Here is a 23,206-nt window from a genome sequence, read left to right on the forward strand (position 1 = left end):
TCTTTCGAGCGGTTTCGGTGGAGGTGGGATCTTGGTGAGGACGCAGCGATCAGATGCCGGGGCGGCGCGTATCGATCGACCAGAACAGCACGCGGCGGCGAACGAAGGCGAGGATCGCGACGAGGACCCAGCCGATGACGCCGAGGATGATGGTCACGGCGAAGATGCCGGCGGTGTTGAGCACTTGCCCCATCTGCACGATGACCACGCCGAGACCCGCCGTGCCGGAGAGGAACTCCGCGACGATCGTGGTGGTGATGGCCAGCACGAGTGAGATCTCGAGCCCGGTGAAGACGAACGGCAGCGACGCGGGGAAGACAAGCTTCAGGAACGTGCGCCCCTTCGACGCGCCCAGCGACTGCATGACTTCGAGACGCTCCTGATCGACCGACTTGAAGCCGGCGAGACCCGCGACCAGCACCGGGAAGAAGACGACCACGACGACCAGCGCGATCTTCGACATCGCGCCGAACCCGAACCAGATGATGAACAGGGGTGCGATGGCGACCTTCGGCATCGACTGGAAGGCATCGATGATGGGTTTCGTGATCCGCTCGACCGTGCGGAACTGCACCAGGATCAGGGCGAGCACGAGGCCCAGCAGCGTACCGAGGATGTAGCCGACGAGGATCTCGAAGAGCGTCACGCCGATGTCCTCGTAGAGGTTGGCGGGGTTCGCGGGATCGAGCGCGAGGATCAGCGCCTGCCACACCGCGGCCGGACTCGGCAGCACGACGGCACGGATGTCGAAGACCGCGACCGCCGCCCCCCACAGGAGGATGATCGCGATGATCGCGAGGGGGGTGCCGATGGTCTCGGGGCGATGAGTGCGCATCCAGCTCTTGGCGGAGCGCTTGCTCTGCCCGACGGTGATCGCAGTCGTGGCCATCGTCATTCTCCCGTCCGGGCACCGAGAAGGTGCCGAAGATGTTTGGCGGTCTCGCCGAACTCCGGCGTGCTCATCACGTCGAGGTCGCGGGGGCGAGGGAGGTTGACCTCGATGAGCTCGTTGATCCGTCCGGGCCGGGCGGCCATGACGAGTACGCGGTCGGCCAGGAAGAGCGCCTCGTTGACGTCGTGGGTGATGAACACCACCGTCTTGCGGCTCTGATCCCAGATGCGCAGCAGCTCCAGGCCCATCGTCTCCCTGGTCAGCGCATCCAGTGCTCCGAACGGCTCATCCATGAGGAGCAGCGGCGGGTCGTGCAGCAATGCCCGGGCGATGCTCGCGCGCTGCTGCATCCCCCCGGAGAGCTCGTACGGATAGAGGGTCTTCGCGTGCCCGAGGCCCACCATGTCGAGCAGCTGCTCCGCGCGCTCGTCCGCGACATCCTTCGACAGACCCAGCATCTCGGCGCTGAGCAAGACGTTCTTCTTCACGCTTCGCCAGGGGAACAGCGCAGCCTGCTGGAAGACGACACCCACGTCACGGCCGGGCTTCTCGACCTTCGTCCCCCGCAGGAGCACGTCGCCGGAGGACGGCTTGACCAGGCCTGCGATGACACGCATGAGGGTGCTCTTGCCGCATCCCGAAGGTCCGAGAACCGAGAGGAACTCGCCCTCACGGATCGTCAGGTCGATGTCCTTCAGCGCGGCGACCTCGCCTCGGGTCGTCGTGCGGAAGACCTGGCTGACGTTGCGCACCTCGATGAAGGGGCTGGTCGTCACATCCTGCTTCTCAATTGCAATCGTCATTGATCGTCCTCGTTCGGGTCGGACACTCGTTTATTTTGCCAGATTATTCGTTTGTACGGTCAAAGGCAATTCCAGCTCGCTTGTCAGTACGTCACATGAACGTCATCCGTGTCAGATCACTAAGGTGACACCATGGCGAACCTGCGCGCGAAGAAGAAGGAAGAGACTCGTCGGCACCTCCTCGATCAGGCGCTTCGCCTCTTCGAGGAGCAGGGGTACGTCGCCACCACCATCGACGACATCGCGACCGCCGTCGGAACCACTCGCGTCACGTTCTACGCGCATTTCCCCAACAAGGCCGAGGTCATGCAGGCGCTCTTCAGAGATCTCAACGAGCGGCTGGAGCGCGGCGAATCCACCGAGCATCGCTCCACATCGAGGCCCCTGGTGGACGCGGTGGCCGTCGGCACGCGCGATGCGATCCGCCCTTGGCTGATGGCTCAGGTCGCGCGGTGGCCGGCGATTCGGCCCTACATCATCGTGGTGTCCGAGGCAGGAGCGGTGGATCCCGAGATCCGCGAGTTGAACGACGCCTGGTTCGGGGAGGTCATCGCCGATGTCACCGAAGGCATGACACGCGCCGGCCGCTTCGACCCCGAGACCCGCCACTTCCGCGGCTACCTCGCGATGGAGCTTCTCCACAGCACGAACCTCAAGTGGATCCGGACCCCGTGGCCGCTCGACGACTCACCCGAGCTCGAGGTGCTGGTCAGTGCCTGGACTCACCTTCTCGGAGAACCCGCCGCCTCGTGAGCCCTGAGGATGTCGAGGATCCCGTCGGCTTGAATTCGTTGGTGCACTGAGCATATGCTGACCCCCGGCCGACGCAGACCGCCCCGAGGGAGATCAGACATGCAGTTCTATCGCAACGGATACCGCCCAGGAGATCCCGACATCCGTCCTGCCGAGTCCGCGGAACGTGCACGACCCGAAGACCTGCCGTCGCAGCTCGACGTCCTGATCGTGGGCACCGGCCCCGCAGGGACCGTGCTCGGGGCGCAGCTCGCCGCCTTCCCCGGCATCGACACGCGGATCGTCGAGCGCCGCGGCGCGCCGCTGGAGGTCGGACAGGCGGACGGCGTCGCGTGCCGCACCGTGGAGATGTTCGATGCCTTCGGGCTTGCGGATGCGCTGCTCCGCGAGGCGTACTGGGTGAACGAAGTGCGGTTCTGGGGCCCCTCGGAAGCGGATCGCTCGCGGATCGTGCGCACGGGATGGGTGGAGGACACCCCCGCGGGAATGAGCGAGTTCCCGCACGTGATCGTCAACCAGGCACGCATGCAGCAGTTCCTGCTCGAGCACATGGCGCGATCCGCGAGCAGACTCCAACCCGACTACGGCATCGAGTTTGTGACGCTCGAGGTGGGCGAAGGCGAGTTCCCCGTCACGGCGACCCTGCGACGCGTCGAGGGGTCGCGTGCCGGCGAGGAGTTCACCGTCCAGGCGAAGTACGTCGTCGGCGCGGACGGCGCGCGCAGCAATGTGCGTCGATCGATCGGACGGGAACTGCGGGGCGACAGCGCCAACCATGCCTGGGGCGTGATGGACGTGCTCGCGACGACCGACTTCCCCGATTGGCGCACCAAGAACGTCGTCCAGTCCGCCGGGAAGGGCAGCCTGCTGATGATCCCGCGCGAGGGCGGCATCATGGTGCGCTGCTACGTCGACCTCGGCGAGGTGGCATCCGGTGACGGGGCCGTTCGCAAGACCTCGGTGGAGCATCTCGTCGCCGTGGCGAACGACATCCTGCATCCGTATTCGATCGACGTGAAATCGGTCGCCTGGTCATCGGTCTACGAAGTCGGTCAGCGGCTCGCGGACGCTTTCGACGACGTGCCGGTCGGCGACACGACGGGCCGCCTGCCGCACGTGTTCATCGCGGGCGACGCCTGCCACACCCACTCCGCGAAGGCGGGCCAGGGCATGAACGTGTCGATGCAGGACGCGTTCAACCTCGGATGGAAGCTGGCCGCCGTCCTGCAGGGCCGATCGGATGCCTCGCTCCTGCTGTCGTACTCCGCCGAGAGGCAGGCGGTGGCGCAGGACCTCATCGACTTCGACAAGTTCTGGTCGGCGTTCATCGCTCAGCCGACCCGCGACCCCGAGAACCCCGAGCGGGGCGGTGTCACCGCGGCGCAGATGCAGGCCGAGTTCGCCCGTCAGGGGCGATACACCGCCGGTCTCGCAACGAAGTACCAGCCATCCGCCCTCACGAGTGGCGGCGAGCATCAGTGCCTCGCGACCGGCTTCGAGATCGGAACCCGATTCCACTCCGCTCCCGTGGTGCGGATCGCCGATGCCAAACGCATGCACCTCGGGCACGCGCATCGCGCCGACGGTCGCTGGCGGATCTACGCCTTCGGCGACGTGGACGGCTCCCGTCTCCTCAACCTCGCGCAGTGGCTCGGCGACTCTCCCGACTCGCCGATCCTTCGATTCACGCCGAACGGCGCAGACATCGACGGCGTGATCGATGTGCACGGAATCTTCCGAGGAGACCACCACGAGCACGATCTGACCTCCGTCCCCGAGATCCTGATCCCTCGCTCCGGGCCGCTCGGCCTTCAGGACTGGGAGAAGGCATGGGCGGTCGACACCACCGACGACATCTTCGACTCTCGCGGCATCAGCCGCGACGGCGCGATCGTGATCGTCAGGCCCGACCAGTACGTCGCGCACGTCCTGCCCCTGACCGCCCGCTCAGAGCTGTCGACGTTCTTCGCCGGAATCCTCGGCCAGCAGCGGCCGGCAGAGCGCTAGAGCAGCCGCACGTCGTCGTCGATCGCGCGGGTGGTCTGCAGGAGCGGCCCGAGGTACGCCTCGCGCACACGCTCGACCGAATCGCGCGTCGCGCTCGTCGACACGTTGACCGCGGCGACGACGCCTCCATCGCGGGCGTGCAGCGGAGCGGCGATCGAGCGAAGTCCCGGCTCGAGTTCACCGTCCACGAAGGACCATCCCTGCCGCCGAACGCGGACGAGTTCGGCGCGCAGCTCCGCGGGATCGGTCAAGGTTCGGTCGGTAAGGTGCGAGAGATCTGTCGCCGCGAGCACCTCTTCGGCTGCGGCTTCAGGCAGTCCTGCCAGCAGTACGCGGCCCATGCTGGTCGCGAACGCCGGAAACCTGGTGCCGATCGTGATCCGGACGCTCATGATGCGCCGGGTCGGCACGCGGGCGATGTAGACGATGTCGGTGCCGTCGAAGACGGCCGCCGAGACGCTCTCTCCCACCTCGCGCGACAGCGTTTCGAGGTGCGGCTGCACGATCTCCGGCAGCGACAGCGACGACAGATAGCTGAACCCGAGTTCGAGCACCCGAGGCGTGAGCGTGAATGCACGACTGCTCCCCGATCCTTCGCCGGCCGCCGGGCCCGTCGATCCACGGACGTACCCGAGCGACTCGAGCGTCAGCAGGAATCGTCGCGCTGCCGCACGCGTGATGTCCGCGCGGCGGGCGACCTCGCTCAACGTCAGTTCGGGGTGGTCCGCGTCGAACGCCCGGATGACGGAGAGCCCGCGAGCCAGTGACTGCACGAAGTTGCCATCGGCCGCCACCTCGGTATCGCTCATGGACCTCATCCTCGCGCATCCGGGTCGCGGAGCCCGTCGAGGCCCGGGTCCTTCGACGACCTCCGCGTCGTAGCCCTGACGCTCACCGCTCCAGCACGACCGCGAGCCCTTGGCCGACGCCGATGCAGATCGCGGCGACGGCGACGCCTCGGCCACGGCGCGCGAGTTCGTGTGCGGCGTGGCCGATGATCCGTCCGCCGCTCGCGCCGAGCGGGTGGCCGATCGCGATCGCGCCGCCGTGGATGTTCACTTTGTCGGGGTCCAGTTCCGGCCACAGCTGCATGCACGCGAGGCTCTGCGAGGCGAAGGCCTCGTTGAGTTCGACGACATCGACGTCGCTCCACGACTTGCCGGCGCGAGCAAGCGCCCGGTTCGCCGCCTCGACGGGTGCGACCCCGAAGACGTCGGGGTCGTTGCCGAACGCGGCGCGCCCCGCGATGCGGGCGAGCGGTTCCGTCTCGAGGACGCCCTCACGCCCCAGCAGTATCGCCGATGCCCCGTCGTTGATCGACGACGAGTTGCCCGCGGTCACACTGCCGCCATCGGCGAACAGGGCCCGGAGGCCACCGAGCTTGTCGAGTGTCGTGTCGACTCGGATGCCTTCATCCATCGCCAGCGGATGGTCGTCGACCTGCACGATCTCGTCGTCATAGAATCCGGATTCCCAGCCGAGAGCCGCAAGAACGTGGCTGCGGAGCGCGAACGCGTCCTGCGCGTCGCGGGAGATCCCGTGTATCTCGGCGAGCTTCTCCGCGGACGCGCCGTTGGAGATTGTCCAGTCCCTGCGCAGTGCGGGGTTGGTCATCCGCCATCCGATCGACGTGTTCCACATCGTCTGGTTGCCCACCGCGGGCCATGGCTTCGACGATTTCTCCACCACGAACGGCGCGCGGCTCATCGACTCGACACCGCCCGCGAGGATCACATCGGCATCTCCCGCCTCGATCGCGCGCGACGCCTGGATGACGGCCTCGACCGCCGACCCGCAGAGCCGGTTCACCGTCACGCCGGGGACGCTGGAGGGAAAGCCGGCCAGCAGCGCTCCGAAGCGCGCGACGTTGCGGTTGTCCTCGCCCGCCTGGTTCGCGTCACCGAAGACGACATCTTCGATGCGCGCAGGATCGATTCCGGTGCGCTCGACGATCGACCGCATCACGACGGCTGCGAGGTCGTCGGGGCGGATGGATGACAGGGCACCCCCGGCGCGCCCGAACGGAGTGCGGACGGCGTCGTAGACGAAGCTGGTGGTCACGTCAGTTCTCCTCTTCGGACTCGGCGTCTCGCCGACTCCTGCTCAGGGCAGGAGCCGCGCCCGATGCATCCCTCAATTCGAGCCCGGTCAGCGCGGCCAGCGACTGGACCGTGTTGGCGCCGAACGCCTCGCGCACGACGAAACCGTCCGTCGTGACGTCGAAGACGGCGTGATCGGTGTAGACGCGGGTCACACAGCCCACGCCGGTGAGGGGGTAGGTGCACTCGGCGACGAGCTTGGACTCCCCCGTCTTGGTGAGCAGGTCGGTCATCACGTACACGGCCTTCGCGCCGATCGCGAGGTCCATCGCGCCGCCGACGGCGGGGATCGCGCCGGGAGCACCGGTCGACCAGTTCGCGAGATCGCCCGACTCCGAGACCTGGAACGCGCCCAGCACGCACACGTCCAGGTGCCCGCCGCGCATCATCCCGAACGAATCGGCGTGATGGAAGTACGCGGCACCGGGAAGCGCCGTGACAGCCTGCTTGCCCGCGTTGATGAGGTCGGGGTCGACGTTCGCTGCGCCGGGGGCGCGACCCATTCCGAGCAGCCCGTTCTCGGTGTGGAGAATGATCTCCTGGTCTTCGGGGAGGAAATTCGCCACGAGCGTCGGCGCACCGATTCCGAGGTTCACGTACGACCCCTCGGCGATGTCGGCCGCGATCCGCTGCGCGAGCTCCTCGCGGCTGATCCGGGTGGTCACAGGCCTCCTCCGTTCGTGCCGGCGGCGGCCGGTTCGATCCGGCGACCCTCCAGGTCGACGCCCCCGACGAAGGCACCGTCGTCGAGCCAGACGCGCTCACCGACCTCGACCACGCGGTCGACGAAGATGCCCGGCGTCACCACCGTCTCGGGATCGAGCTCGCCGAGCGGCACGACCTTGTCGACCTGCACGATCGTCGTGGTCGCGGCCGACGCCATGATCGGCCCGAAGTTGCGCGCGGTCATCCGGTAGACGAGGTTGCCCCAGCGATCGGCCTGCAGTGCGCTGACGAGCGCGAAGTCGGCGTTGATCGGGTATTCGAGCACATAGTCGCGGCCGTCGATGCGGCGCTGCTCCTTGTCCGCGGCGAGCTCGGTGCCCACGCCCGTCGGCGAGAAGAACGCACCGATCCCGGCACCGGCGGCCCGGATGCGCTCGGCCAGGTTGCCCTGCGGCACGATCTCGAGCTCGATCTCGCCGGCGCGGTACAGCCCGTCGAAGACCCAGGAGTCGTGCTGACGCGGGAACGAGCAGATGATCCGTCGCACCCGCTTGGCGGCCAGAAGTGCGGCGAGCCCGGTGTCTCCATTGCCCGCATTGTTGTTCACGATCGTCAGATCGCCCGCGCCCTGCGCGATGAGCGCGTCGATCAGCTCGATGGGCTGGCCCGCTCGGCCGAAGCCGCCGATCATGACCGTCGCACCGTCGGGAATGCCCGCGACCGCGGACTCGGCATCCGTCACCGTCTTGTCGATCACAGCCCTACCCTTCGTGTTCGCTATGCGCACATCCATGCGTTATACGCACATACTAGCAACGATGGCCCGGACCGGCACCTCAGGACGGCGTAGCCTCCACGTATGACTTCTCAGGTGCCGGCGCCCGCGCCGAGGTGGGTGACCCCGACTCCGGAAGCGGTGGCCGAGGTCCTCGAGCAGACCACCGCTCGATGGTGGCTCTCGGGTGGCGTCGCCCTGGACCGCTGGCTCGGTCGATCCATCCGCGATCGCCCCCATACGGATGTGAGCACGACGTCGCGCGACGTCGCACAGCTGGTGCGGAGTCTGCCGGCCTCGCTCAGCGCCTGGGCGTCCGGAGGCGAGGGGGTGTTGGTCCCCTGGGCGGAATTGCCCGCCGATGCCGACCTCCAACCGGTGCGCATCCACGACGACGACACGGACACATGGGTTCTCCGGCTGAACGTCGAGGACGGCTCGGATCAGGCCTGGGTGTACCGACGGGACCCGCGGCTTCAGCTCCCGTGGGATGCCGCTGTCCTCGACATCGACGGCATCCCCACCGGCGCTCCCGAGGTTCAGCTGGTGTGGAAGGCGCTGCGTCCCCGACCGCAGGACGACATCGACAAGGACGCCGTCCTGCCTCAGCTGTCCGAAGAGGCCCGCGCGTGGTGGGAACGGGCGGTGCTCTCCATCCACCCGCACTCGACATGGTCCATCCACGTGCGCAGTCCGCTCTTCCCGGCGAAGGCCAGCTGGAACCGCACCCGGCGCTAGCGCGTACGGTCGGCCCGGAATTCGTCGGACGCGACGGCGTCGAGCACGAGCGAGCGGAACCAGCGCTGCGCCGGCGACAAGCTGGCCTCCCGGCGCGTGTAGAGGGCGACCGGCGAGCTGTGTCCCGGCCACGGCAGCTCGGCGATCCGCAGGCCGGGAAACCAGCCGCAGAACACCTCTGCCACGTGTCGCGGCAGCATCACGACCAGATCCGTGGCCACGAGGACCGCGGGCACGGTCGCATACTCCTCCACGGTCAGCGCGACCTGTGGCACGAGGTCGTGCTCGACCAGCGCCTGGTGGGGGTAGAGATGCCCGCCGCGGGAGGACACCTGCACGAAACGGCGGCCCGCGAACATGTCGGGCCCCGTCGGGGGCAGCGCGCGCGCGCCCGAGGAGAGGGCCACGTACTCCACGCCGCGCACGCGTGTGCGCCATAGGCGCGGCGTCACCATGAGCGAGACCGTGATCGCCAGGTCGATCGAACCCCGGACGAGACCCTCCTCCACCTGATCGGCGTCCAGACGCTCCACTCGCAGGTGCGGGCTCGATTCGTCACGCGCGAGCGCCGCCATGATCGGAGGAAGAAAGGTCTGCTCGCCGATCGACGTCAGCCCGAGCGCCAGCTCGCCGCTGAATCCTGCAGGCTCGAACGCATCCGGATCGGTCACGGTCGCGTCGATCTGCGCCAGCGCTTCGTGCAGTGGCCCGAACAGCTGCGTCGCGCGCGGGGTCGGCACCATGACGTGGCCGCTGCGGCGGAACAGGTCATCTCCGAAACGCTCGCGCAGTCGCGCAAGCGTGTAGCTCACGGTCGGCTGCGTGACGTGCAGCTGCTGGGCAGCAGCGGTCAGGCTGCGCAACTCGTACAGCACGACGAACACACGCAGCTGGTTCAGATCTGCCAGAGACATCGATCGATCCGATCTATGGGGACTGTCATCCGAATCTATTGGACCACACGATGCACCCCGCCTATCGTCGTCAGCAGCGGCCCCTGCGCCGCTCACGACTCACGCGGGGTCACCTCCCGCACCTGATCATTCATGACGAGGACGCGCGTTGATCATCGACATCCACGGCCACTACACCACCGCCCCGGACCCGCTGGGAGCGTGGCGCGACCTGCAGGTCGCGTTCGTCGAAGGGCGGGCGGAGTCTCCTGATCCCGCAGCTCTGCGGATCAGCGACGACGACATCCGCGAGACGATCGAGGCCAACCAGCTCAAGCTCATGGACGAGCGCGCCAGCGACGTGACGGTGTTCAGCCCCCGCGCCTCGTTCATGGCGCACCACATCGGAGACCTCGCCGTCAGCGAGTCGTGGGCGCGGCTGTGCAACGACCTGTGCGCCCGGGTCAGCGAGCTCTACCCTGATCGCTTCCTCATGGGTGCGATGCTTCCGCAGTCCCCGGGCGCCGCCCCTGGGACGAGCGTCGCCGAACTGTCGCGCGCGGTGGAGGATCTCGGCGCGGTCACCGTGAACCTCAACCCCGATCCGTCGGGGGGCAGCTGGACGTCGTCGCCGTTGACGGATCGCTCCTGGTACCCGCTCTACGAGAAGCTCGTCGAGTACGAGATCCCGGCGATGGTGCACGTGAGCACTTCCTGCAATCCGGCGTTCCACACCACCGGCGCCCACTACCTCAACGCGGATACGACCGCGTTCATGCAGCTGCTGCAAGGAGATCTCTTCCGCGACTTCCCCGACCTCAAGCTCGTCATCCCGCACGGCGGCGGCGCGGTGCCTTATCACTGGGGCCGGTTCCGAGGTCTGGCGATGGCGCTGGGCAAGCCGGAGCTCGAGGAGCACCTGCTCGGCAACGTGTTCTTCGACACCTGCGTGTACCACCAGCCGGGAATCGACCTGCTGACGAAGGTCGTGCCGGTCGACAACATCCTGTTCGCCAGCGAGATGATCGGCGCCGTCCGTGATCTCGACCCTCGCACCGGGCACTACTTCGACGACACGAAGCGCTATGTCGATGCCACACCGCACCTCGACGCCGACCAGCGTGCTCGCGTGTACGAAGGCAACGCCCGCCGTGTCTACCCGCGCCTCGACCGCGCCCTGACCGCCCGCGGGCTCTGAGAGGAAGAACCATGCGCCTGAACGAACTCGGCATCGTCCGCACGAGAATCGAGCGTCCCGATCCTGAAGACGTCGCCCGCCTCTCGCAGTTCGGCGTGGCCACCATCCACGAGGCGATGGGCCGCGTGGGGCTCATGCGCCCCTACATCCGTCCCGTCTTCTCCGGCGCGAGGCTGTGCGGTCCCGCCGTCACCGTTCTGCTGCAGCCGGGCGACAACTGGATGTTCCACGTCGCGGCGGAGCAGGTGCAGGAGGGCGACGTCATCGTGGCCGGCTGCACCACCGAGAGCGAGGACGGCTTCTTCGGCGAGCTGCTCGCCAGCTCGCTCAGCGCTCGCGGATGCAAGGGTCTGGTCATCGACGGCGGCGTGCGCGACGTCGCCGACCTGGAGAAGATGAACTTCCCGGTGTTCTCCCGGGCCATCAACTCCAAGGGAACCGTCAAGGCCACCCTCGGCTCGGTGAACGTGCCGGTGGTCGCGGCGAACGCGCTGATCCACCCCGGTGATGTGGTGGTCGCCGACGTCGACGGCGTGGTGGTCGTGCCGCGGGGCCTCGTCGCCGCGGTGGCGGATGCCAGCCGGAAGCGCGAGGACAACGAGGAGTCCAAGCGCCGGCAGTTCCGCGACGGCGTCCTCGGGCTCGACCTCTACGGCATGCGCGAACACCTCGCAGCTGCAGGCCTGGAATACGTGGAGGACTGACGATGACCCACGGCGAGACGAGTGGCGGCTTCGAGAAGTCCGCCGGCTGGCTGGATTGGTACGACGGCCCCCGCACACCGACGTTCCGTGTGCCCGAGGGCGCCGTCGACGCGCACTGCCATGTATTCGGTCCCGGCGATCGGTTCCCCTACGCGCCGGAGCGCAAGTACACCCCGTGCGACGCGTCCGCGGATCAGCTCCTCGCGCTGCGCGACCGCCTCGGCTTCGACCGCAGCATCATCGTGCAGGCCACATGCCACGGCGCCGACAACAGTGCACTCGTCGACGCGCTGCAGCGCAGCGGGGGCCGCGCTCGCGGAGTCGCTACCGTGCGCCGCGACGTGACCGGCGAGCAGCTCGCCGAACTGCACGAGGCCGGAGTGCGCGGGGTCCGGTTCAACTTCGTCAAGCGTCTGGTCGACCGGGTGCCGACCGACTCGCTCCACGAGATCGTCGCGAAGGTCGCCCCGCTCGGCTGGCACGTCGTCATCTACTTCGAGGCCGAAGACCTCCCCGACCTGTACGACTTCTTCTCGGCGATCCCCACCGACGTGGTCGTCGATCACATGGGGCGCCCCGACGTGACGAAGGACCCGAACGGTCCGGAGTTCGCACTGTTCCTGCGCTTCCTGCGCGAGAACCCGAACGTGTGGACCAAGGTGTCGTGCCCCGAGCGCCTGAGCGTGACGGGGCCGCGTGCCCTGGACGGCCAGCAGCACGCCTACACCGACGTCGTGCCGTTCGCGCGTCGCGTGATCGAGGAGTTCCCCGACCGGGTGCTGTGGGGGACCGACTGGCCGCACCCCAACCTCACCGACCACATGCCCGACGACGGGCTGCTGGTCGACTACATTCCCCGAATCGCCGCGACGCCCGCCCTGCAGCGAAAGCTGCTGGTCGACAATCCGCGGCGCCTCTACTGGCCCGAAGGAGCATGAGATGGCACTCGACAAGCCGTACAGGGACGTCCCCGGAACGACGATCTTCGACGCCGAGCAGGCCCGCAAGGGCTATCACCTGAACCAGTTCTCGATGTCCTTGATGAAGCCGGAGAACCGCGAGAGGTACCTCGCAGACCGAGAAGCGTATCTCGACGAGTGGCCGCTCACCGAGGCGCAGCGCGAGGCCGTCCTCGACCTCGATCTGAACGCCTGCATCCGCGAGGGCGGAAACATCTACTTCCTGAGCAAGATCGGCGCGACGCACGGGCTGAGCTTCCAGCAGATGGCCGGCTCGATGACCGGCATGTCCGAGGCCGCCTACCGCGACATGATGCTCGGCGGCGGGCGGCGACCCGCGGGCAATCGCCTGAAGGACCTCGACGGCTGGGCCCCGCCGGAACCGGGCGTGGAGGCCGGGACCACTCGGCCTGATGCGCCTGCGAAATACACCTCGGCGCTGTTCACATCCCACGTGCCGGCGATCGGTGCCGCGATGGATCTGGGCAGGACCGAAGAGCCCTACTGGAAGAAGGTCTTCTCCGGCTACGAGTGGACACGCACGTGGGCTCGCGAGAACATGCCCGATGTGGTCATCCTCATCTACAACGACCACGCCACCGCGTTCGACTCCTCGATCATTCCCACCTTCGTCCTCGGCACCGGCTCGGACTACCAGGTCGCGGACGAGGGCTACGGCCCCCGCCCCGTGCCCGACGTCAAGGGCTATCCCGAGCTCGCTGCACATATCGCCCAATCGGTGATCCAGGACGACTTCGACCTCACCCTCGTGAATGAGATGGTCGTCGACCACGGCCTCACCGTGCCGTTGTCTCTCGTGTTCGGCGACGTCCAGGAGTGGCCGTGCAAGGTCATCCCACTGGCGGTCAACGTCGTTCAGTATCCGGTTCCGTCCGGTCGTCGCTGCTACGAGCTGGGCAAGGCCCTGCGTCGCGCGCTCGACAAGTGGGACGGCGAGCCGCTCAACGTGCAGATCTGGGGCACCGGTGGAATGAGCCACCAGCTCCAGGGCCCGAGGGCCGGTCTCATCAACGAGGAATGGGACAACGCCTACCTCGACCACCTCATCGCCGACCCGCTGGGCCTCACCGAGTGGCCGCACATGGAGTACGTCGACGAAGCCGGCTCCGAGGGCATCGAGCTGGTCGACTGGCTCATCGCCCGCGGCGCCATGGATGATCAGTTCGGAGGGGCAAGCCCCGAGGTCAACCATCGCTTCTACCACGTGCCCGCCTCGAACACCGCGGTCGGCCACCTGGTTCTGACCAATCCTTCCGACTGACCGCACCCCGATAACAGGAGACCCCCATGACAGACGACAGAGTTCGCGTCGCCGTCGTCGGCGCCGCGGGCGCCTTCGGAATGAAGCACCTCGACGGGTTGGCCGACATCCCCTCTGCCGAGGTGACCGTCGTCAGCGGCACGGATCAGGAAGCCACCGAAGCCGTCGCGAAGACGTACGGCGTCCCTCACGCCGTGCTCGGTTACGACGCCGTGCTCGAGCGCGACGACGTCGACGCCGTCATCCTCGCGACGCCCACCCCGATGCACGCGAGCCAGATGCGGGCCGCTCTGGCCGCCGGCAAGCACGTGCAGGTGGAGATCCCCCTGGCCGATTCGTGGGCGGATGCCGAGGCCACCCTTGCTGCGTCGGAGGCATCCGACAGGGTCGCGATGGTCGGCCATACCCGCCGGTTCAACCCGTCTCACCAATGGATCCACAACAGGATCGCCGCCGGCGAGTTCGCCGTGCAGCAGATGGACGTGCAGACGTACTTCCTGCGCCGTCAGAACATCAACGCCAAGGGCGAGCCCCGCTCCTGGACCGACCACCTGCTGTGGCATCACGCCGCTCACACCGTCGACCTCTTCGCCTACCAGGCGGGCAGGATCGTGCAGGCCAACGCCATCCAGGGTCCGATCCATCCCGAGCTCGGCATCGCGATGGACATGTCCATCCAGCTCAAGGCAGAGTCCGGTGCGATCTGCACCCTGTCACTGTCCTTCAACAACGAAGGGCCGTTCGGCGCGTTCTTCCGGTACATCGGCGACACCGGCACCTACGTCGCCCGCTACGACGACCTGGTCGACGGCCGCGACGAGGCCATCGACGTGTCGAAGGTCGCCGCCAGCATGAACGGCATCGAGCTGCAGGACCGCGAGTTCCTCTCCGCGATCCTGGAGGGCCGTGAGCCCAACTCCTCCATCCGTCAGGTCGTCGATTGCTACCGCGTGCTCGGCGCGCTCGAGGAACAGCTCGCGTGAACCTGCCCCGCATCGGTCTCGGCTGCATGTCACTGAGCCACGCCTACGGCATCCCTCCGTCGGTCGAGGACGGGACGAAGCTGTTGCGCACGGCTCTCGACAGCGGCGTGCGGATGCTGGACACCGCGACGCTGTACGGCGGCGGGCGCAACGAAGAACTCGTGGGGCAGGCGATCGCCGGACGCCGCGACGAGGTCGTGCTGGCCAGCAAGGGCGGCATGGCCATGGTCGACGGGGTCCGCACGATCGACGGGCGCCCCGAAACGCTGCGGGCCCAGGTCGACGCCTCTCTCGCACGGCTCCAGGTCGAGCACATCGACCTCTACTACCTGCACCGATGGGACAAGAGCGTGCCCATCGGCGAGAGCGTCGGCGCGCTGGCCGAATCGGTGGATGCCGGAAAGATCGGTGCCATCGGGCTGTCCGAAGTCTCGGTGGCGCGGCTGCACGAGGCGATGGCCGTCGCCCCCATCGCCGCGGTGCAGAACGAGTACTCGCTCTGGACCCGCAACCCGGAGCTCGGCATGCTCGAGGCGACGCGAGCGGCCGGAGTGGCGCTGGTCGCCTTCTCCCCCGTCGCACGCGGGTTCCTCGCCGATTCGGTGCACAACCCGGACGATCTGGCATCGAACGACATCCGCCGCGCCATGCCGCGCTTCCAGCCGGGCCACTGGCCGATCAACGACGCCCTGCTTCCGGCGTGGCGAGCACTCGCCGCTGAGGCCGGCTGCGCTCCCGCGCAGCTCTCGCTCGCGTGGCTGCTGTCGCGCGGCGAGCACGTGCTCCCGATCCCGGGGACGACGCGTGCCGACCATCTGCGGGAGAACCTGCTCACCGTCGACCTGGCCATCGACCCGGCTCTGCTCGCGCAGGCGGGCGCGCTGATCGACACCGCCACGGTGTCGGGAGCCCGCTACGGCGCGGCCACGTCGATCGAGGTCGACGCCGAATCGCTCGACGTCGCGGCATGAGAGCCATCTCCTCGATGGCGACCCGCCATGTTCTGGCCGATCTGGCCGGCGCCGCGGCATCGGCCGGATTCCCCGAACTGCACATCGAGTCGGTCGGCGGTGTGGATGCCGCGAGACGCGTCGCAGACGGCGAGCCGTTCGACCTCGTGTTCCTCGCCGAGGACGCTCTGGACGCACTTGCCGCGGCGGGCCACACGGATGCCTCGACCTCCACGCCTCTGATGCGGTCGCACGTCGCCGCGGCCGTGCCACTCGCGACCGGCGAGCGCGTCGGCCCCCGCGAGCATGTCGCCTTTCCCGACGCCATGGGCATGCGCGCGGCACTGCAGAACGCCAGCCGCATCGGCTACTCCACCGGTCCGAGCGGCACCGCCCTCATCAGGATGATTCGGAACTGGGGCCTGACGGACGAGGTGGGCGACCGTCTCGTACAGGCGCGCCCCGGCGTGCCGGTCGCACGACTGCTGGCCGACGGCGAGGTCGACCTGGGATTCCAGCAGCTCAGCGAACTGGTCGGTCAGCCCGGAGTGGCGGTCCTCGGCATCCTCCCGCCGGACTGCGCGATCGACACGGTGTTCGCCGGCGCCGTCGCCACCACGTCGACCACGCGCGTCTCTGCCCGGGGCCTCCTGACCTTCTTCGCCTCCGGCGTCGTCGCGCACGTCAAGGCCGCGCACAGCTTCGCAAGGCCCTGACCCGGTGCCGCCGGCGCTGCGGATATCCCGAAGTCAGTCGTCGGCGAGTGCGCGAAGGCCGCCGACGAGCAGTTCGATGCCGAAGGCGAAGTCCGAGCCCGAAGTCTCGTCGTCCGCAGTCGCTGCCTCCCCGCCCCGCACACCCATGTCGTCGTATTGATTTCGTTGCTGCTCGTGCAGCACGTGCCCCAAGATGAAGTGCAGCAGCGCTGTGGTCGCCCGCTGCGCCGTGCTGTCATCGAAGCCGCCGGCTTCGATTGCGGCCGCGAGGCGATCACGCACGAGCGACGAACCCAATCCGAGCGCGAACGTGCTGGCGACCACCTCCGCGCCGTCGCGGTGCGAGAGCAACGCCGCACGGAAGGCGGATGCTTCGCCCACGGTCCGCGCCGCCCATCCCAGATCGGAACCCACCGAGGCCGTCTCCGCGACGATGCGGTCCGACAGCTCGGCCAGCAGGCTCTGCTTGTTCGGGAAGTGCCAGTACAGAGCGCTCGGCTGCACATCGAGTGCAGCCGCGAGGCGGCGCATCGTGAGATCCGGCAGGCCGTACTCGTCCAGGATGTCCAGGGCTGTCCGCGCGACATCATCACGCGAGTGCCCGCGTCCGCTCCCTGCTCTCGCCACCGCCTCACTCTACTGAACGCAGTTATAGTGAACGATGTTCACGTGAACGCCGTTCAGGTATGTCCGATGGAAGGCAGATCGCCCAGATGACCACACACCCTGCATCCTCCCGCGGCCCCGCCACGCGGGTCCACACGCTCGACGCTGCGGGACTCGCCCGCGTCGCCGTCTTCTCCGCGATCATCGCCATCCTCGGATTGCCGGGCGGCTTCACGATCCTCGGCGCAGTCCCGATCACCGCGCAGACGCTCGGTGTGATGCTCGCGGGCGCCATCCTCGGCCCTTGGCTCGGTGCGCTGTCGGTCACGGTGCTGCTCGCTCTCGTGGCCGTCGGGATGCCTCTGCTCGCCGGTGGACGCGGCGGTATCGGCGTCCTCCTCGGGCCATCGGCCGGCTATCTGCTCGGATGGATCGCCGGGGCCATCGCGATCGGACTGATCGTGCACGCTTTCGGCCGCAAGCCCACGACGGGGCGCACCCTGCTGGGTGTCGTGGTCGGCGGCATCCTGGTCGTCTACGCGCTCGGCATCCCGGTCCAGAGCTTCGTGACGCGTCTGCCACTGGCGGAGACCGCGCTCACCAGCTTGGTGTTCGTGCCCGGCGACCTGGTCAAGGCCGCGCTCGCGACGGCGATCGTGGTGACGCTGCTGCGGGCGTATCCGCGGGCGTTTCGCCGCACGTGGACGACGAGCGGCAGCGATCCCGCATCCGGATCGTGATCGTCCTACTGAGCGGCGACGCACCCGATCTGCTCGACCGGGTGCGCGCGGTGCACGAAGCCGGCGATATCCCCCTCGTCGGCGACCCGCGCTGGCCGCGCGCCCAGTGGGAGGCGGTGCGTGACCTGTCGGTCAGAGCGGGCTCCCCCGCGGACGTCGCCTGGGCCGCGCTGTCGTCGGGGAGCAGCGGAAACCCGCGCATCGTGCTGCGCAGCGCCTCTTCCTGGGAGGCGTCCTTCGGGGCCGTGTCGGAGCTGCTGGACGCGAGCGCCGACGAGGCGGTCGCACTGCCGGCACCGCCCGCCTCCTCGCTCTCACTCTTCTCGATCGCGCACGCCTTCGCGGGCGGTCCGCGTGCGTCGCTGGGCTCCTTCGACGGCTCGGATGTCACGTGCATGCACGGCACCCCGCAGTCGCTGCGCGCCATACTCGAAGCCGGACCGCCACCGGGCCTGCGGACCGCGCTCATCGGCGGCTCGCATCTCGATGACGGGCTGCGGGAGCACGCCCGGAGCGCCGGCATCCGCGTCATCGGCTACTACGGAGCGGCGGAGCTGTCATTCGTCGCCGTGGACCACGGCGACGGCCTCCGAGCCTTCCCCGGAGTGGATCTGAGCATCCGAGGAGGACAGCTGTGGGTGCGTTCGCCGTTCGTGGCGTCAGGGTACGCGGGCGCGTCCGGGCCGCTCCGGCGGGACGGCGACTGGGCATCGGTGGGTGACCGGGCGGAGCTCACCGACGGGCGGCTGCGTCTGCTCGGCCGCGCCGACGACGCGATCCTGAGCGCTTCGGCCACGATCGTGCCGGAGGAGGTCGAGGAAATGCTGCGCTCGGTTCCCGGCATGCGCGACGCGATGGTGTTCGGGTTGCCGCGCGAACGGGTGGGAATGCTCGTCGCCGCGTTCGTGGAGTTCGACGCCGACCCGGCCGGCGATCTCCGCGAGATCGTCAACACCCGCCTGGCTCCGGCCCATCGGCCGCGCCAGTGGTTCATCGGTGAGCTGCCACGGACGCCGTCGGGCAAGCCGGCACGGGCGGAAGCCGTGCGCCGGGTCGTGAACGGGGAGGTTCCCCGCCTTGCCGTCTGACAGGAACCCGGTCATCATCGCCGCCCGCCGCACGCCGATCGGCACCCGCGGGCGGGCCCTCGCCGGACTGGACGTCGGCCAGCTCGGTGCGGCGGTGGTGCGTGCGGCGCTGGCGGACGCCGCGTCGGTGACCGGGGCGCCGGTCGCGGTGGCTGACGTGCTGCTCGGCAACTGCATGGGCCCCGGCGGCAACCCGGGGCGGATCGCCGCACTCGCGGCCGGTCTCGGCCCCGACGTCCCCGGAGGCACGGTCGACCGTCAATGCGGCAGCGGCCTGGCCGCCGTGCTGGACGCGGCGGCCGCGATCCGTGCCGGAGACGAGCGGATGCGGGTGGCAGGCGGAGTGGAGAGCCCCTCCACTGCGCCGGTGCGGATGACGGGTGGCGCCGCCTACGACCGTGCCGCGTTCACGCCGCCGGGCTTTCCCGATCCCGGCATGACACGCGCGGCCGAAGACCTCGCCGCGCACGACGACATGCCCCGCTCCCGACAGGACGCGCACGCGGCGCGCAGCCACGCGCGCGCCGGGGCCGCCCTCGCCGCCGGACGGTTCGGCGCCGAGTTGGTGCCGTTGGCCGGACTCCGGCACGACGACGCGATCGGCGGGGCCGAACCGCTGCTGCGGCGGCTGCCCGCACTCTTTCCGGGCGGAACGGTCACCGCCGGCACCTCGACCCGCATCGGCGACGGAGCGGCGGCGGTCGTCGTCGCTCCCGCCGGCACCGGCCCGGGTCTTGCCGTTCGGGCGGCATTGGTGGTCGGGTGCGACCCCGCCCTTCCCGGCATCGGCGCGGCGCCCGCCATCCGGTCCGCGCTGCACGCGGCCGGCGCGACCATCGCCGACGTCGACGCGTTCGAGATCGTGGAGGCGTTCGCCGCGCAGAGTCTCGCTGTGCTCGACCGGGTCGGCGTCGATGAGGAGGATCCACGGGTCTGCGCGGACGGCGGCGCGCTCGCGCTCGGGCACCCGTGGGGCGCGAGCGGGGCTGTGGCCGTAGTCCGCCTCTTCAGCCGGCTCGTCCGCGCTCACCGGCCGGCGGGCACGCTCGGCGTGGCGGCCGCATCGGTGGGCGGCGGGCTGGGGATCGCCATGGTCGTCGAGGTGGTCCGGTGACCATTCAGCTGAAATCCGTGAGCCTCCGGCTGGGCGACGCGGACGTGCTCCGCGACGTGTCCGTCGACCTCGACGCGCGCACCGTCGCGGTGATCGGAGAGAACGGGTCGGGCAAGTCGTCCTTCGCCCGCCTGGTCGGCGGTCTGACGCACCCCACGGCCGGGACACTGCGTGTCGTGGGGCTCGACCCCCGCAGGCACGCGACCGAGCTGCGACGACGCACCGCATACGTGTTCAGCAACCCGGACGCGCAGATCGTCATGCCCACCGTCGCGGAGGACGTCGCGTTCTCACTGCGCGGTGAGCGGATGTCGGCGACCGACGCTCGCGAGCGGGTATCGACCGCGCTGGCGACGTTCGGCCTCACGCCTCTCGCGGAGCGGCCGGCGCACGACCTCTCGGGAGGACAGAAGCAGCTGCTCGCGCTGTGCGGGGCGTTCGTGCGCCGCCCGGACCTGGTGATCGCCGATGAGCCGACCGCGTACCTGGATGCCCGCAACGCGCGCGTCGTCGCCGACCACCTCTTCGAGGACGGGGGCCACCGCCTGCTGCTCGTGACGCATGACCTGAACCTCGCGCACCGCTGCGAGTCCGCGGTGCTGTTCGCACACGGCCGGCTCGCGGCCGCGGGCGAGCCTGCCGCGGTCATCGCCGAGTACGAGGCGATCCTGCGATGCTGACCCTGTACCGCCCTGGCGACAGCTGGCTCTACCGGTTGCCGGCCGGCCCGAAGACGCTGCTGCTGCTCATGTCGGTGTTCGGCGTGCTCCTGCTGCCATCGGCGTGGTGGACGGCGGGTGCCGCGGCCGGGATCAGCCTCGTCGCCTACGCGCTGGCGGGCCTCGACGACGGGGCATGGGGCGTGCGCGAGCTCGGCCGCCAGCTGTTCGCCGTGCGCTGGGCGATCCTGTTCACGCTCGCGGGGCAGCTGCTCTTCCTCGGACCAGAAGCCGCGGTCGCCAACACGGCCCGCGTCACGGCATCGCTCGTGCTCGCCGGGCTCCTCGTCCTCACCACCCGTGTCAGCGACCTTCTGGACGCCTTCGAACGCGGCCTGCGCCCGCTGCGGCGCATCGGCGTCGACTCGGAGCGCGCCGCGCTCCTGCTGACAGTGACGCTCGGCACCGTACCGGTGCTCGCCCGGCTCGCGGGCGAGGTGCGCGAGGCTCAGCGCGCCCGCGGCGCACGCGCGAGCCTGCGCCTCTTCGTCGTGCCTTTCCTCGTCGTCTCCCTCAAGCACGCCGACCAGCTCGGCGACGCCCTCGCCGCCCGAGGTCTGCAATGAGACCTCGCGTGCTGGGTGCGGTAGTGGATGCCGAGACCCGCTGCATCCATTACGCGACGCCTCTCGACGTCGTCGCCCTGAGGTTCCACTGCTGCGGCGAGTTCTATCCCTGCCACCGCTGTCACGCCGAGGCCGCCGACCACCCGGACGAACAATGGCCTGCCGGCACCGGTCACGAGCGCGCGGTGCTCTGCGGCCCGTGCGGGCACGTGCTGAGCATCGCCGAGTATGCCCGGGCCATGGCGTGTCCGTCCTGTGCGGCGCCGTTCAACCCCGGATGCAAGCTGCACTGGGAGCTCTACTTCTCAACCGCGCTGCGAGGGCAGTGGGAGGAATGAGGCCAGGCTCTCAACCAAAAAGCCCCGGATTCACCGGGGCTTTCTTCTGTAGCGGGAGCGGGGCTTGAACCCGCGACCTCACGATTATGAGTCGTGCGCTCTCACCAACTGAGCTACCCCGCCGCGTGACATCTCACGATGTTCCGAGCCCCGAGTCAGGATTGAACTGACGACCCCTTCCTTACCATGGAAGTGCTCTACCACTGAGCTATCGGGGCGTGCTGCCTGCGAGCAGGCAACTAGAAGAGAATACCAGAGCCGTGGCATCCTTCCGAACTGGCGTCAGCCCACGGTGTGGGTGCCGTCGGTGTGCTCGCGCAGCCAGGGCATCGGGTCGATCGCCGTGGTGCCGTTCATCAGGATCTCGAAGTGCGTGTGAGCGCCGTATGAGCGCCCGGTGTTGCCGGTGTGCCCGAGGACCGTGCCGACCGTGACCTGCTGCCCGGCGACGACCTCGAGCGAGCCGTACTGCATGTGCGCGTAGTGGCTCGAGACGAGTTCGCCGTCGATCATGTGATCGATGATCACGTGCACGCCGTACGCTCCTCCGGCCTCGGACGCCACGCGCACCGTGCCATCGGCGATCGCCTGGACCGGTGCGCCGGCACCGGGCGTGAAGTCGATACCCTCGTGCATGCTGCCCGAGCGCATCCCGAACCCGTACGACATGGTCACACCGACCGCGAACGGCCACTGGATGTTCGAGTTCGGGTCGTTGTAGAACAGGTTCGAGAAATTCTGGATGCCGGCCTCGGACGCGAGCTCGGCCATCGTCGTGGTGCCGTAGTTCTCGGTGCGCTCGAGCGTGTCGGCCTGGACGCCCGCGGGCGCGACGTACGCCTGGATCTCGTCCTCGTCGAGCGCGGTCGTCGACCCCACGGTCGGGGCGATCACCGAGAGAGACGCGTCGACCCCGTTCGCGGCGGCGACGGCCTGGGCGGGGGTCGTCATGCCCACGGTCATCAGCCCGACGATCCCGAGAACGCCGATCGAGAACGACGCGGTGGCGATCCGTCGGAACGACGCTCCACGTCCTGTCCGCTCACGGCGCGAGACCCCGTGGGTCTGCGTCCGAGGCGACGGGCCGGCGTCCGCCCCGTCGTCGGCGGTCGGAGCAGCCTGCACCGGCGTCTCGCCGGTGAAGGAGAAGAGGCGAGCGGCGGCCTCGAACTCATCGGCGGCGGAAGCGTCGATCCGAGGGATCGAGGCTGTCGCCGGCGCATCGGGCTGGGGCTCCGCGAGCCCGAGCGGCTCGGCGGGCGACACGACCGTCTCGAGAAGCTCGAACGGCTCGGCGGGAGCGAGGACCGTCTCGAGGAGCGGCGCGGGCGCGTCGGCGGTCGGCAGCTCGGCCTGGAAGACGGGTGCCTGCCGTGCGGCCTCGGCGGGGGCGACGGGTGCGATCGGAGGCACGACGACGGGCTTCGCGGCCGCCTGCGGCGCGCGGCGCGCACGGCGGCTGAGCGGTGCCCCCGGAGCGGAGGCGACGACGACGGATGCCGCAACCACCGCGGCGGCCGCCGCCACCGGGAAGATGGGCTCGATCACGGAGACCGGCGTCGATGACTGCTCGATCGTCGACGGCGCGGGGGCGGGGACGTCGGCGGTCACTGGCGC

General features: G+C 69.0%; 25 protein-coding genes and 2 tRNA genes. 16 read left to right on the forward strand and 11 right to left on the reverse strand.

Features of this window, described 5'->3' with window-relative positions; all coding sequences use genetic code 11:
- Window positions 1–49: 49 nt before the first annotated feature.
- Window positions 50–889, reverse strand: a complete 840-nt coding sequence (locus KEC57_RS03510) for an ABC transporter permease (protein ID WP_229383136.1) — start codon at window positions 887–889, stop codon at window positions 50–52.
- Between the two features lie 2 nt (window positions 890–891).
- Window positions 892–1,695, reverse strand: coding sequence for an ABC transporter ATP-binding protein (locus KEC57_RS03515; protein WP_229383137.1), 804 nt, complete (start codon window positions 1,693–1,695; stop codon window positions 892–894).
- 132 nt (window positions 1,696–1,827) lie between these two features.
- Between KEC57_RS03515 and KEC57_RS03520 the strand changes: the two genes are divergently transcribed.
- Window positions 1,828–2,448 (forward strand): TetR/AcrR family transcriptional regulator, encoded by a 621-nt coding sequence (locus KEC57_RS03520; RefSeq protein ID WP_229383138.1) that lies wholly within the window; start codon window positions 1,828–1,830, stop codon window positions 2,446–2,448.
- A gap of 99 nt (window positions 2,449–2,547) precedes the next feature.
- Window positions 2,548–4,455, forward strand: coding sequence for an FAD-dependent monooxygenase (locus tag KEC57_RS03525; protein ID WP_229383139.1), 1,908 nt, complete (start codon window positions 2,548–2,550; stop codon window positions 4,453–4,455).
- On the opposite strand, the gene KEC57_RS03530 is transcribed toward KEC57_RS03525, so the two are convergent.
- The 4 genes from KEC57_RS03530 to KEC57_RS03545 all read right to left on the reverse strand — a co-directional run bounded on the left by KEC57_RS03530 (window position 4,452) and on the right by KEC57_RS03545 (window position 7,977).
- Entirely contained in the window at window positions 4,452–5,264 is an 813-nt protein-coding gene (locus KEC57_RS03530) for an IclR family transcriptional regulator domain-containing protein (protein ID WP_229383141.1), read from the reverse strand. The genes KEC57_RS03525 and KEC57_RS03530 overlap by 4 nt on opposite strands.
- A gap of 82 nt (window positions 5,265–5,346) precedes the next feature.
- Complete coding sequence (locus tag KEC57_RS03535; RefSeq protein WP_229383143.1) at window positions 5,347–6,516, reverse strand: thiolase family protein; 1,170 nt, start codon at window positions 6,514–6,516, stop codon at window positions 5,347–5,349.
- Window position 6,517: 1 nt separating this feature from the next.
- Window positions 6,518–7,219 (reverse strand): 3-oxoacid CoA-transferase subunit B, encoded by a 702-nt coding sequence (locus KEC57_RS03540; RefSeq protein ID WP_229383144.1) that lies wholly within the window; start codon window positions 7,217–7,219, stop codon window positions 6,518–6,520.
- Complete coding sequence (locus tag KEC57_RS03545) at window positions 7,216–7,977, reverse strand: 3-oxoacid CoA-transferase subunit A (protein ID WP_229383145.1); 762 nt, start codon at window positions 7,975–7,977, stop codon at window positions 7,216–7,218. Before KEC57_RS03545 ends, KEC57_RS03540 begins: the two co-directional genes overlap by 4 nt.
- Window positions 7,978–8,079: 102 nt before the next feature.
- On the opposite strand from KEC57_RS03545, the gene KEC57_RS03550 reads away from it, so the two are divergent.
- A complete protein-coding gene (locus tag KEC57_RS03550; protein ID WP_229383146.1) occupies window positions 8,080–8,733 on the forward strand; it encodes a nucleotidyltransferase domain-containing protein in 654 nt (217 codons plus the stop codon).
- On the opposite strand, the gene KEC57_RS03555 is transcribed toward KEC57_RS03550, so the two are convergent.
- Window positions 8,730–9,647, reverse strand: coding sequence for a LysR family transcriptional regulator (locus tag KEC57_RS03555; protein WP_229383147.1), 918 nt, complete (start codon window positions 9,645–9,647; stop codon window positions 8,730–8,732). The genes KEC57_RS03550 and KEC57_RS03555 overlap by 4 nt on opposite strands.
- 148 nt (window positions 9,648–9,795) lie before the next feature.
- Here KEC57_RS03555 and KEC57_RS03560 point away from each other — a divergent pair, with 148 nt between their 5' ends.
- Genes KEC57_RS03560 through KEC57_RS03590 form a run of 7 tightly spaced genes read left to right on the forward strand, consistent with a single transcriptional unit; the run spans window position 9,796 to window position 16,418 of the window.
- Window positions 9,796–10,824 (forward strand): amidohydrolase family protein, encoded by a 1,029-nt coding sequence (locus tag KEC57_RS03560; RefSeq protein ID WP_229383148.1) that lies wholly within the window; start codon window positions 9,796–9,798, stop codon window positions 10,822–10,824.
- Window positions 10,825–10,835: 11 nt separating this feature from the next.
- Entirely contained in the window at window positions 10,836–11,528 is a 693-nt protein-coding gene (gene ligK / locus KEC57_RS03565; protein WP_229383149.1) for a 4-carboxy-4-hydroxy-2-oxoadipate aldolase/oxaloacetate decarboxylase, read from the forward strand.
- Between the two features lie 2 nt (window positions 11,529–11,530).
- The gene (locus tag KEC57_RS03570) at window positions 11,531–12,466 is read left to right on the forward strand and encodes an amidohydrolase family protein (protein WP_229383150.1); all 936 of its coding nucleotides are present in this window, start codon (window positions 11,531–11,533) and stop codon (window positions 12,464–12,466) included.
- 1 nt (window position 12,467) lies between these two features.
- Window positions 12,468–13,769, forward strand: coding sequence for a protocatechuate 4,5-dioxygenase subunit alpha/beta (locus KEC57_RS03575; RefSeq protein WP_229383151.1), 1,302 nt, complete (start codon window positions 12,468–12,470; stop codon window positions 13,767–13,769).
- Window positions 13,770–13,795: 26 nt separating this feature from the next.
- A complete protein-coding gene (locus KEC57_RS03580; RefSeq protein ID WP_229383152.1) occupies window positions 13,796–14,752 on the forward strand; it encodes a Gfo/Idh/MocA family oxidoreductase in 957 nt (318 codons plus the stop codon).
- A complete protein-coding gene (locus tag KEC57_RS03585) occupies window positions 14,749–15,723 on the forward strand; it encodes an aldo/keto reductase (RefSeq protein WP_229383153.1) in 975 nt (324 codons plus the stop codon). The genes KEC57_RS03580 and KEC57_RS03585 overlap by 4 nt, the downstream gene beginning before the upstream one ends.
- Window positions 15,720–16,418: a substrate-binding domain-containing protein gene (locus tag KEC57_RS03590; protein ID WP_229383154.1), complete on the forward strand. Its 699-nt coding sequence runs from the start codon at window positions 15,720–15,722 to the stop codon at window positions 16,416–16,418. The genes KEC57_RS03585 and KEC57_RS03590 overlap by 4 nt, the downstream gene beginning before the upstream one ends.
- Window positions 16,419–16,451: 33 nt before the next feature.
- Here the strand turns inward: KEC57_RS03590 and KEC57_RS03595 are convergent, their stop codons facing one another.
- Window positions 16,452–17,045 carry a TetR/AcrR family transcriptional regulator C-terminal domain-containing protein gene (locus KEC57_RS03595; RefSeq protein WP_229383155.1) on the reverse strand — a complete coding sequence of 198 codons (594 nt, stop codon included), beginning with the start codon at window positions 17,043–17,045 and terminating at the stop codon, window positions 16,452–16,454.
- Window positions 17,046–17,131: 86 nt separating this feature from the next.
- Here KEC57_RS03595 and KEC57_RS03600 point away from each other — a divergent pair, with 86 nt between their 5' ends.
- The 6 genes from KEC57_RS03600 to KEC57_RS03625 are packed head-to-tail and all read left to right on the forward strand — an operon-like array spanning window position 17,132 to window position 21,589.
- Window positions 17,132–17,764 (forward strand): biotin transporter BioY, encoded by a 633-nt coding sequence (locus KEC57_RS03600; RefSeq protein ID WP_229383156.1) that lies wholly within the window; start codon window positions 17,132–17,134, stop codon window positions 17,762–17,764.
- The gene (locus KEC57_RS03605; protein ID WP_229383157.1) at window positions 17,761–18,852 is read left to right on the forward strand and encodes a class I adenylate-forming enzyme family protein; all 1,092 of its coding nucleotides are present in this window, start codon (window positions 17,761–17,763) and stop codon (window positions 18,850–18,852) included. Before KEC57_RS03600 ends, KEC57_RS03605 begins: the two co-directional genes overlap by 4 nt.
- Window positions 18,842–19,966, forward strand: a complete 1,125-nt coding sequence (locus KEC57_RS03610) for a thiolase family protein (protein ID WP_229383158.1) — start codon at window positions 18,842–18,844, stop codon at window positions 19,964–19,966. Before KEC57_RS03605 ends, KEC57_RS03610 begins: the two co-directional genes overlap by 11 nt.
- Window positions 19,963–20,646 carry an energy-coupling factor ABC transporter ATP-binding protein gene (locus KEC57_RS03615; protein ID WP_229383159.1) on the forward strand — a complete coding sequence of 228 codons (684 nt, stop codon included), beginning with the start codon at window positions 19,963–19,965 and terminating at the stop codon, window positions 20,644–20,646. Before KEC57_RS03610 ends, KEC57_RS03615 begins: the two co-directional genes overlap by 4 nt.
- A complete protein-coding gene (locus tag KEC57_RS03620; protein WP_229383160.1) occupies window positions 20,640–21,251 on the forward strand; it encodes an energy-coupling factor transporter transmembrane component T family protein in 612 nt (203 codons plus the stop codon). The genes KEC57_RS03615 and KEC57_RS03620 overlap by 7 nt, the downstream gene beginning before the upstream one ends.
- Before the next feature lie 23 nt (window positions 21,252–21,274).
- Window positions 21,275–21,589, forward strand: a complete 315-nt coding sequence (locus KEC57_RS03625; protein ID WP_308187563.1) for a CHY zinc finger protein — start codon at window positions 21,275–21,277, stop codon at window positions 21,587–21,589.
- Window positions 21,590–21,638: 49 nt separating this feature from the next.
- Here KEC57_RS03625 and KEC57_RS03630 read toward each other — a convergent pair.
- The 3 genes from KEC57_RS03630 to KEC57_RS03640 form a co-directional block, all read right to left on the reverse strand.
- A tRNA-Met gene (locus tag KEC57_RS03630) sits at window positions 21,639–21,712 on the reverse strand.
- 23 nt (window positions 21,713–21,735) lie between these two features.
- Window positions 21,736–21,807 (reverse strand) — tRNA-Thr (locus tag KEC57_RS03635).
- A gap of 64 nt (window positions 21,808–21,871) precedes the next feature.
- Window positions 21,872–23,200 carry a M23 family metallopeptidase gene (locus KEC57_RS03640; RefSeq protein WP_229383162.1) on the reverse strand — a complete coding sequence of 443 codons (1,329 nt, stop codon included), beginning with the start codon at window positions 23,198–23,200 and terminating at the stop codon, window positions 21,872–21,874.
- Between the last annotated feature and the right edge of the window lie 6 nt (window positions 23,201–23,206).

The sequence above is a fragment of the Microbacterium allomyrinae genome (genome assembly GCF_020682705.1).
Taxonomy (GTDB): Bacteria; Actinomycetota; Actinomycetes; order Actinomycetales; family Microbacteriaceae; genus Microbacterium; species Microbacterium allomyrinae.

Bases quoted from the DNA above. Each gene is read 5' to 3' on its own strand.
- KEC57_RS03510 (WP_229383136.1), bottom strand. From the start codon at position 889: ATGGCCACGACTGCGATCACCGTCGGGCAGAGCAAGCGCTCCGCCAAG.
- KEC57_RS03515 (WP_229383137.1), bottom strand. From the start codon at position 1,695: ATGACGATTGCAATTGAGAAGCAGGATGTGACGACCAGCCCCTTCATC.
- KEC57_RS03520 (WP_229383138.1), top strand. From the start codon at position 1,828: ATGGCGAACCTGCGCGCGAAGAAGAAGGAAGAGACTCGTCGGCACCTC.
- KEC57_RS03525 (WP_229383139.1), top strand. From the start codon at position 2,548: ATGCAGTTCTATCGCAACGGATACCGCCCAGGAGATCCCGACATCCGT.
- KEC57_RS03530 (WP_229383141.1), bottom strand. From the start codon at position 5,264: ATGAGCGATACCGAGGTGGCGGCCGATGGCAACTTCGTGCAGTCACTG.
- KEC57_RS03550 (WP_229383146.1), top strand. From the start codon at position 8,080: ATGACTTCTCAGGTGCCGGCGCCCGCGCCGAGGTGGGTGACCCCGACT.
- KEC57_RS03555 (WP_229383147.1), bottom strand. From the start codon at position 9,647: ATGTCTCTGGCAGATCTGAACCAGCTGCGTGTGTTCGTCGTGCTGTAC.
- ligK (WP_229383149.1), top strand. From the start codon at position 10,836: ATGCGCCTGAACGAACTCGGCATCGTCCGCACGAGAATCGAGCGTCCC.
- KEC57_RS03570 (WP_229383150.1), top strand. From the start codon at position 11,531: ATGACCCACGGCGAGACGAGTGGCGGCTTCGAGAAGTCCGCCGGCTGG.
- KEC57_RS03575 (WP_229383151.1), top strand. From the start codon at position 12,468: ATGGCACTCGACAAGCCGTACAGGGACGTCCCCGGAACGACGATCTTC.
- KEC57_RS03580 (WP_229383152.1), top strand. From the start codon at position 13,796: ATGACAGACGACAGAGTTCGCGTCGCCGTCGTCGGCGCCGCGGGCGCC.
- KEC57_RS03590 (WP_229383154.1), top strand. From the start codon at position 15,720: ATGAGAGCCATCTCCTCGATGGCGACCCGCCATGTTCTGGCCGATCTG.
- KEC57_RS03600 (WP_229383156.1), top strand. From the start codon at position 17,132: ATGACCACACACCCTGCATCCTCCCGCGGCCCCGCCACGCGGGTCCAC.
- KEC57_RS03620 (WP_229383160.1), top strand. From the start codon at position 20,640: ATGCTGACCCTGTACCGCCCTGGCGACAGCTGGCTCTACCGGTTGCCG.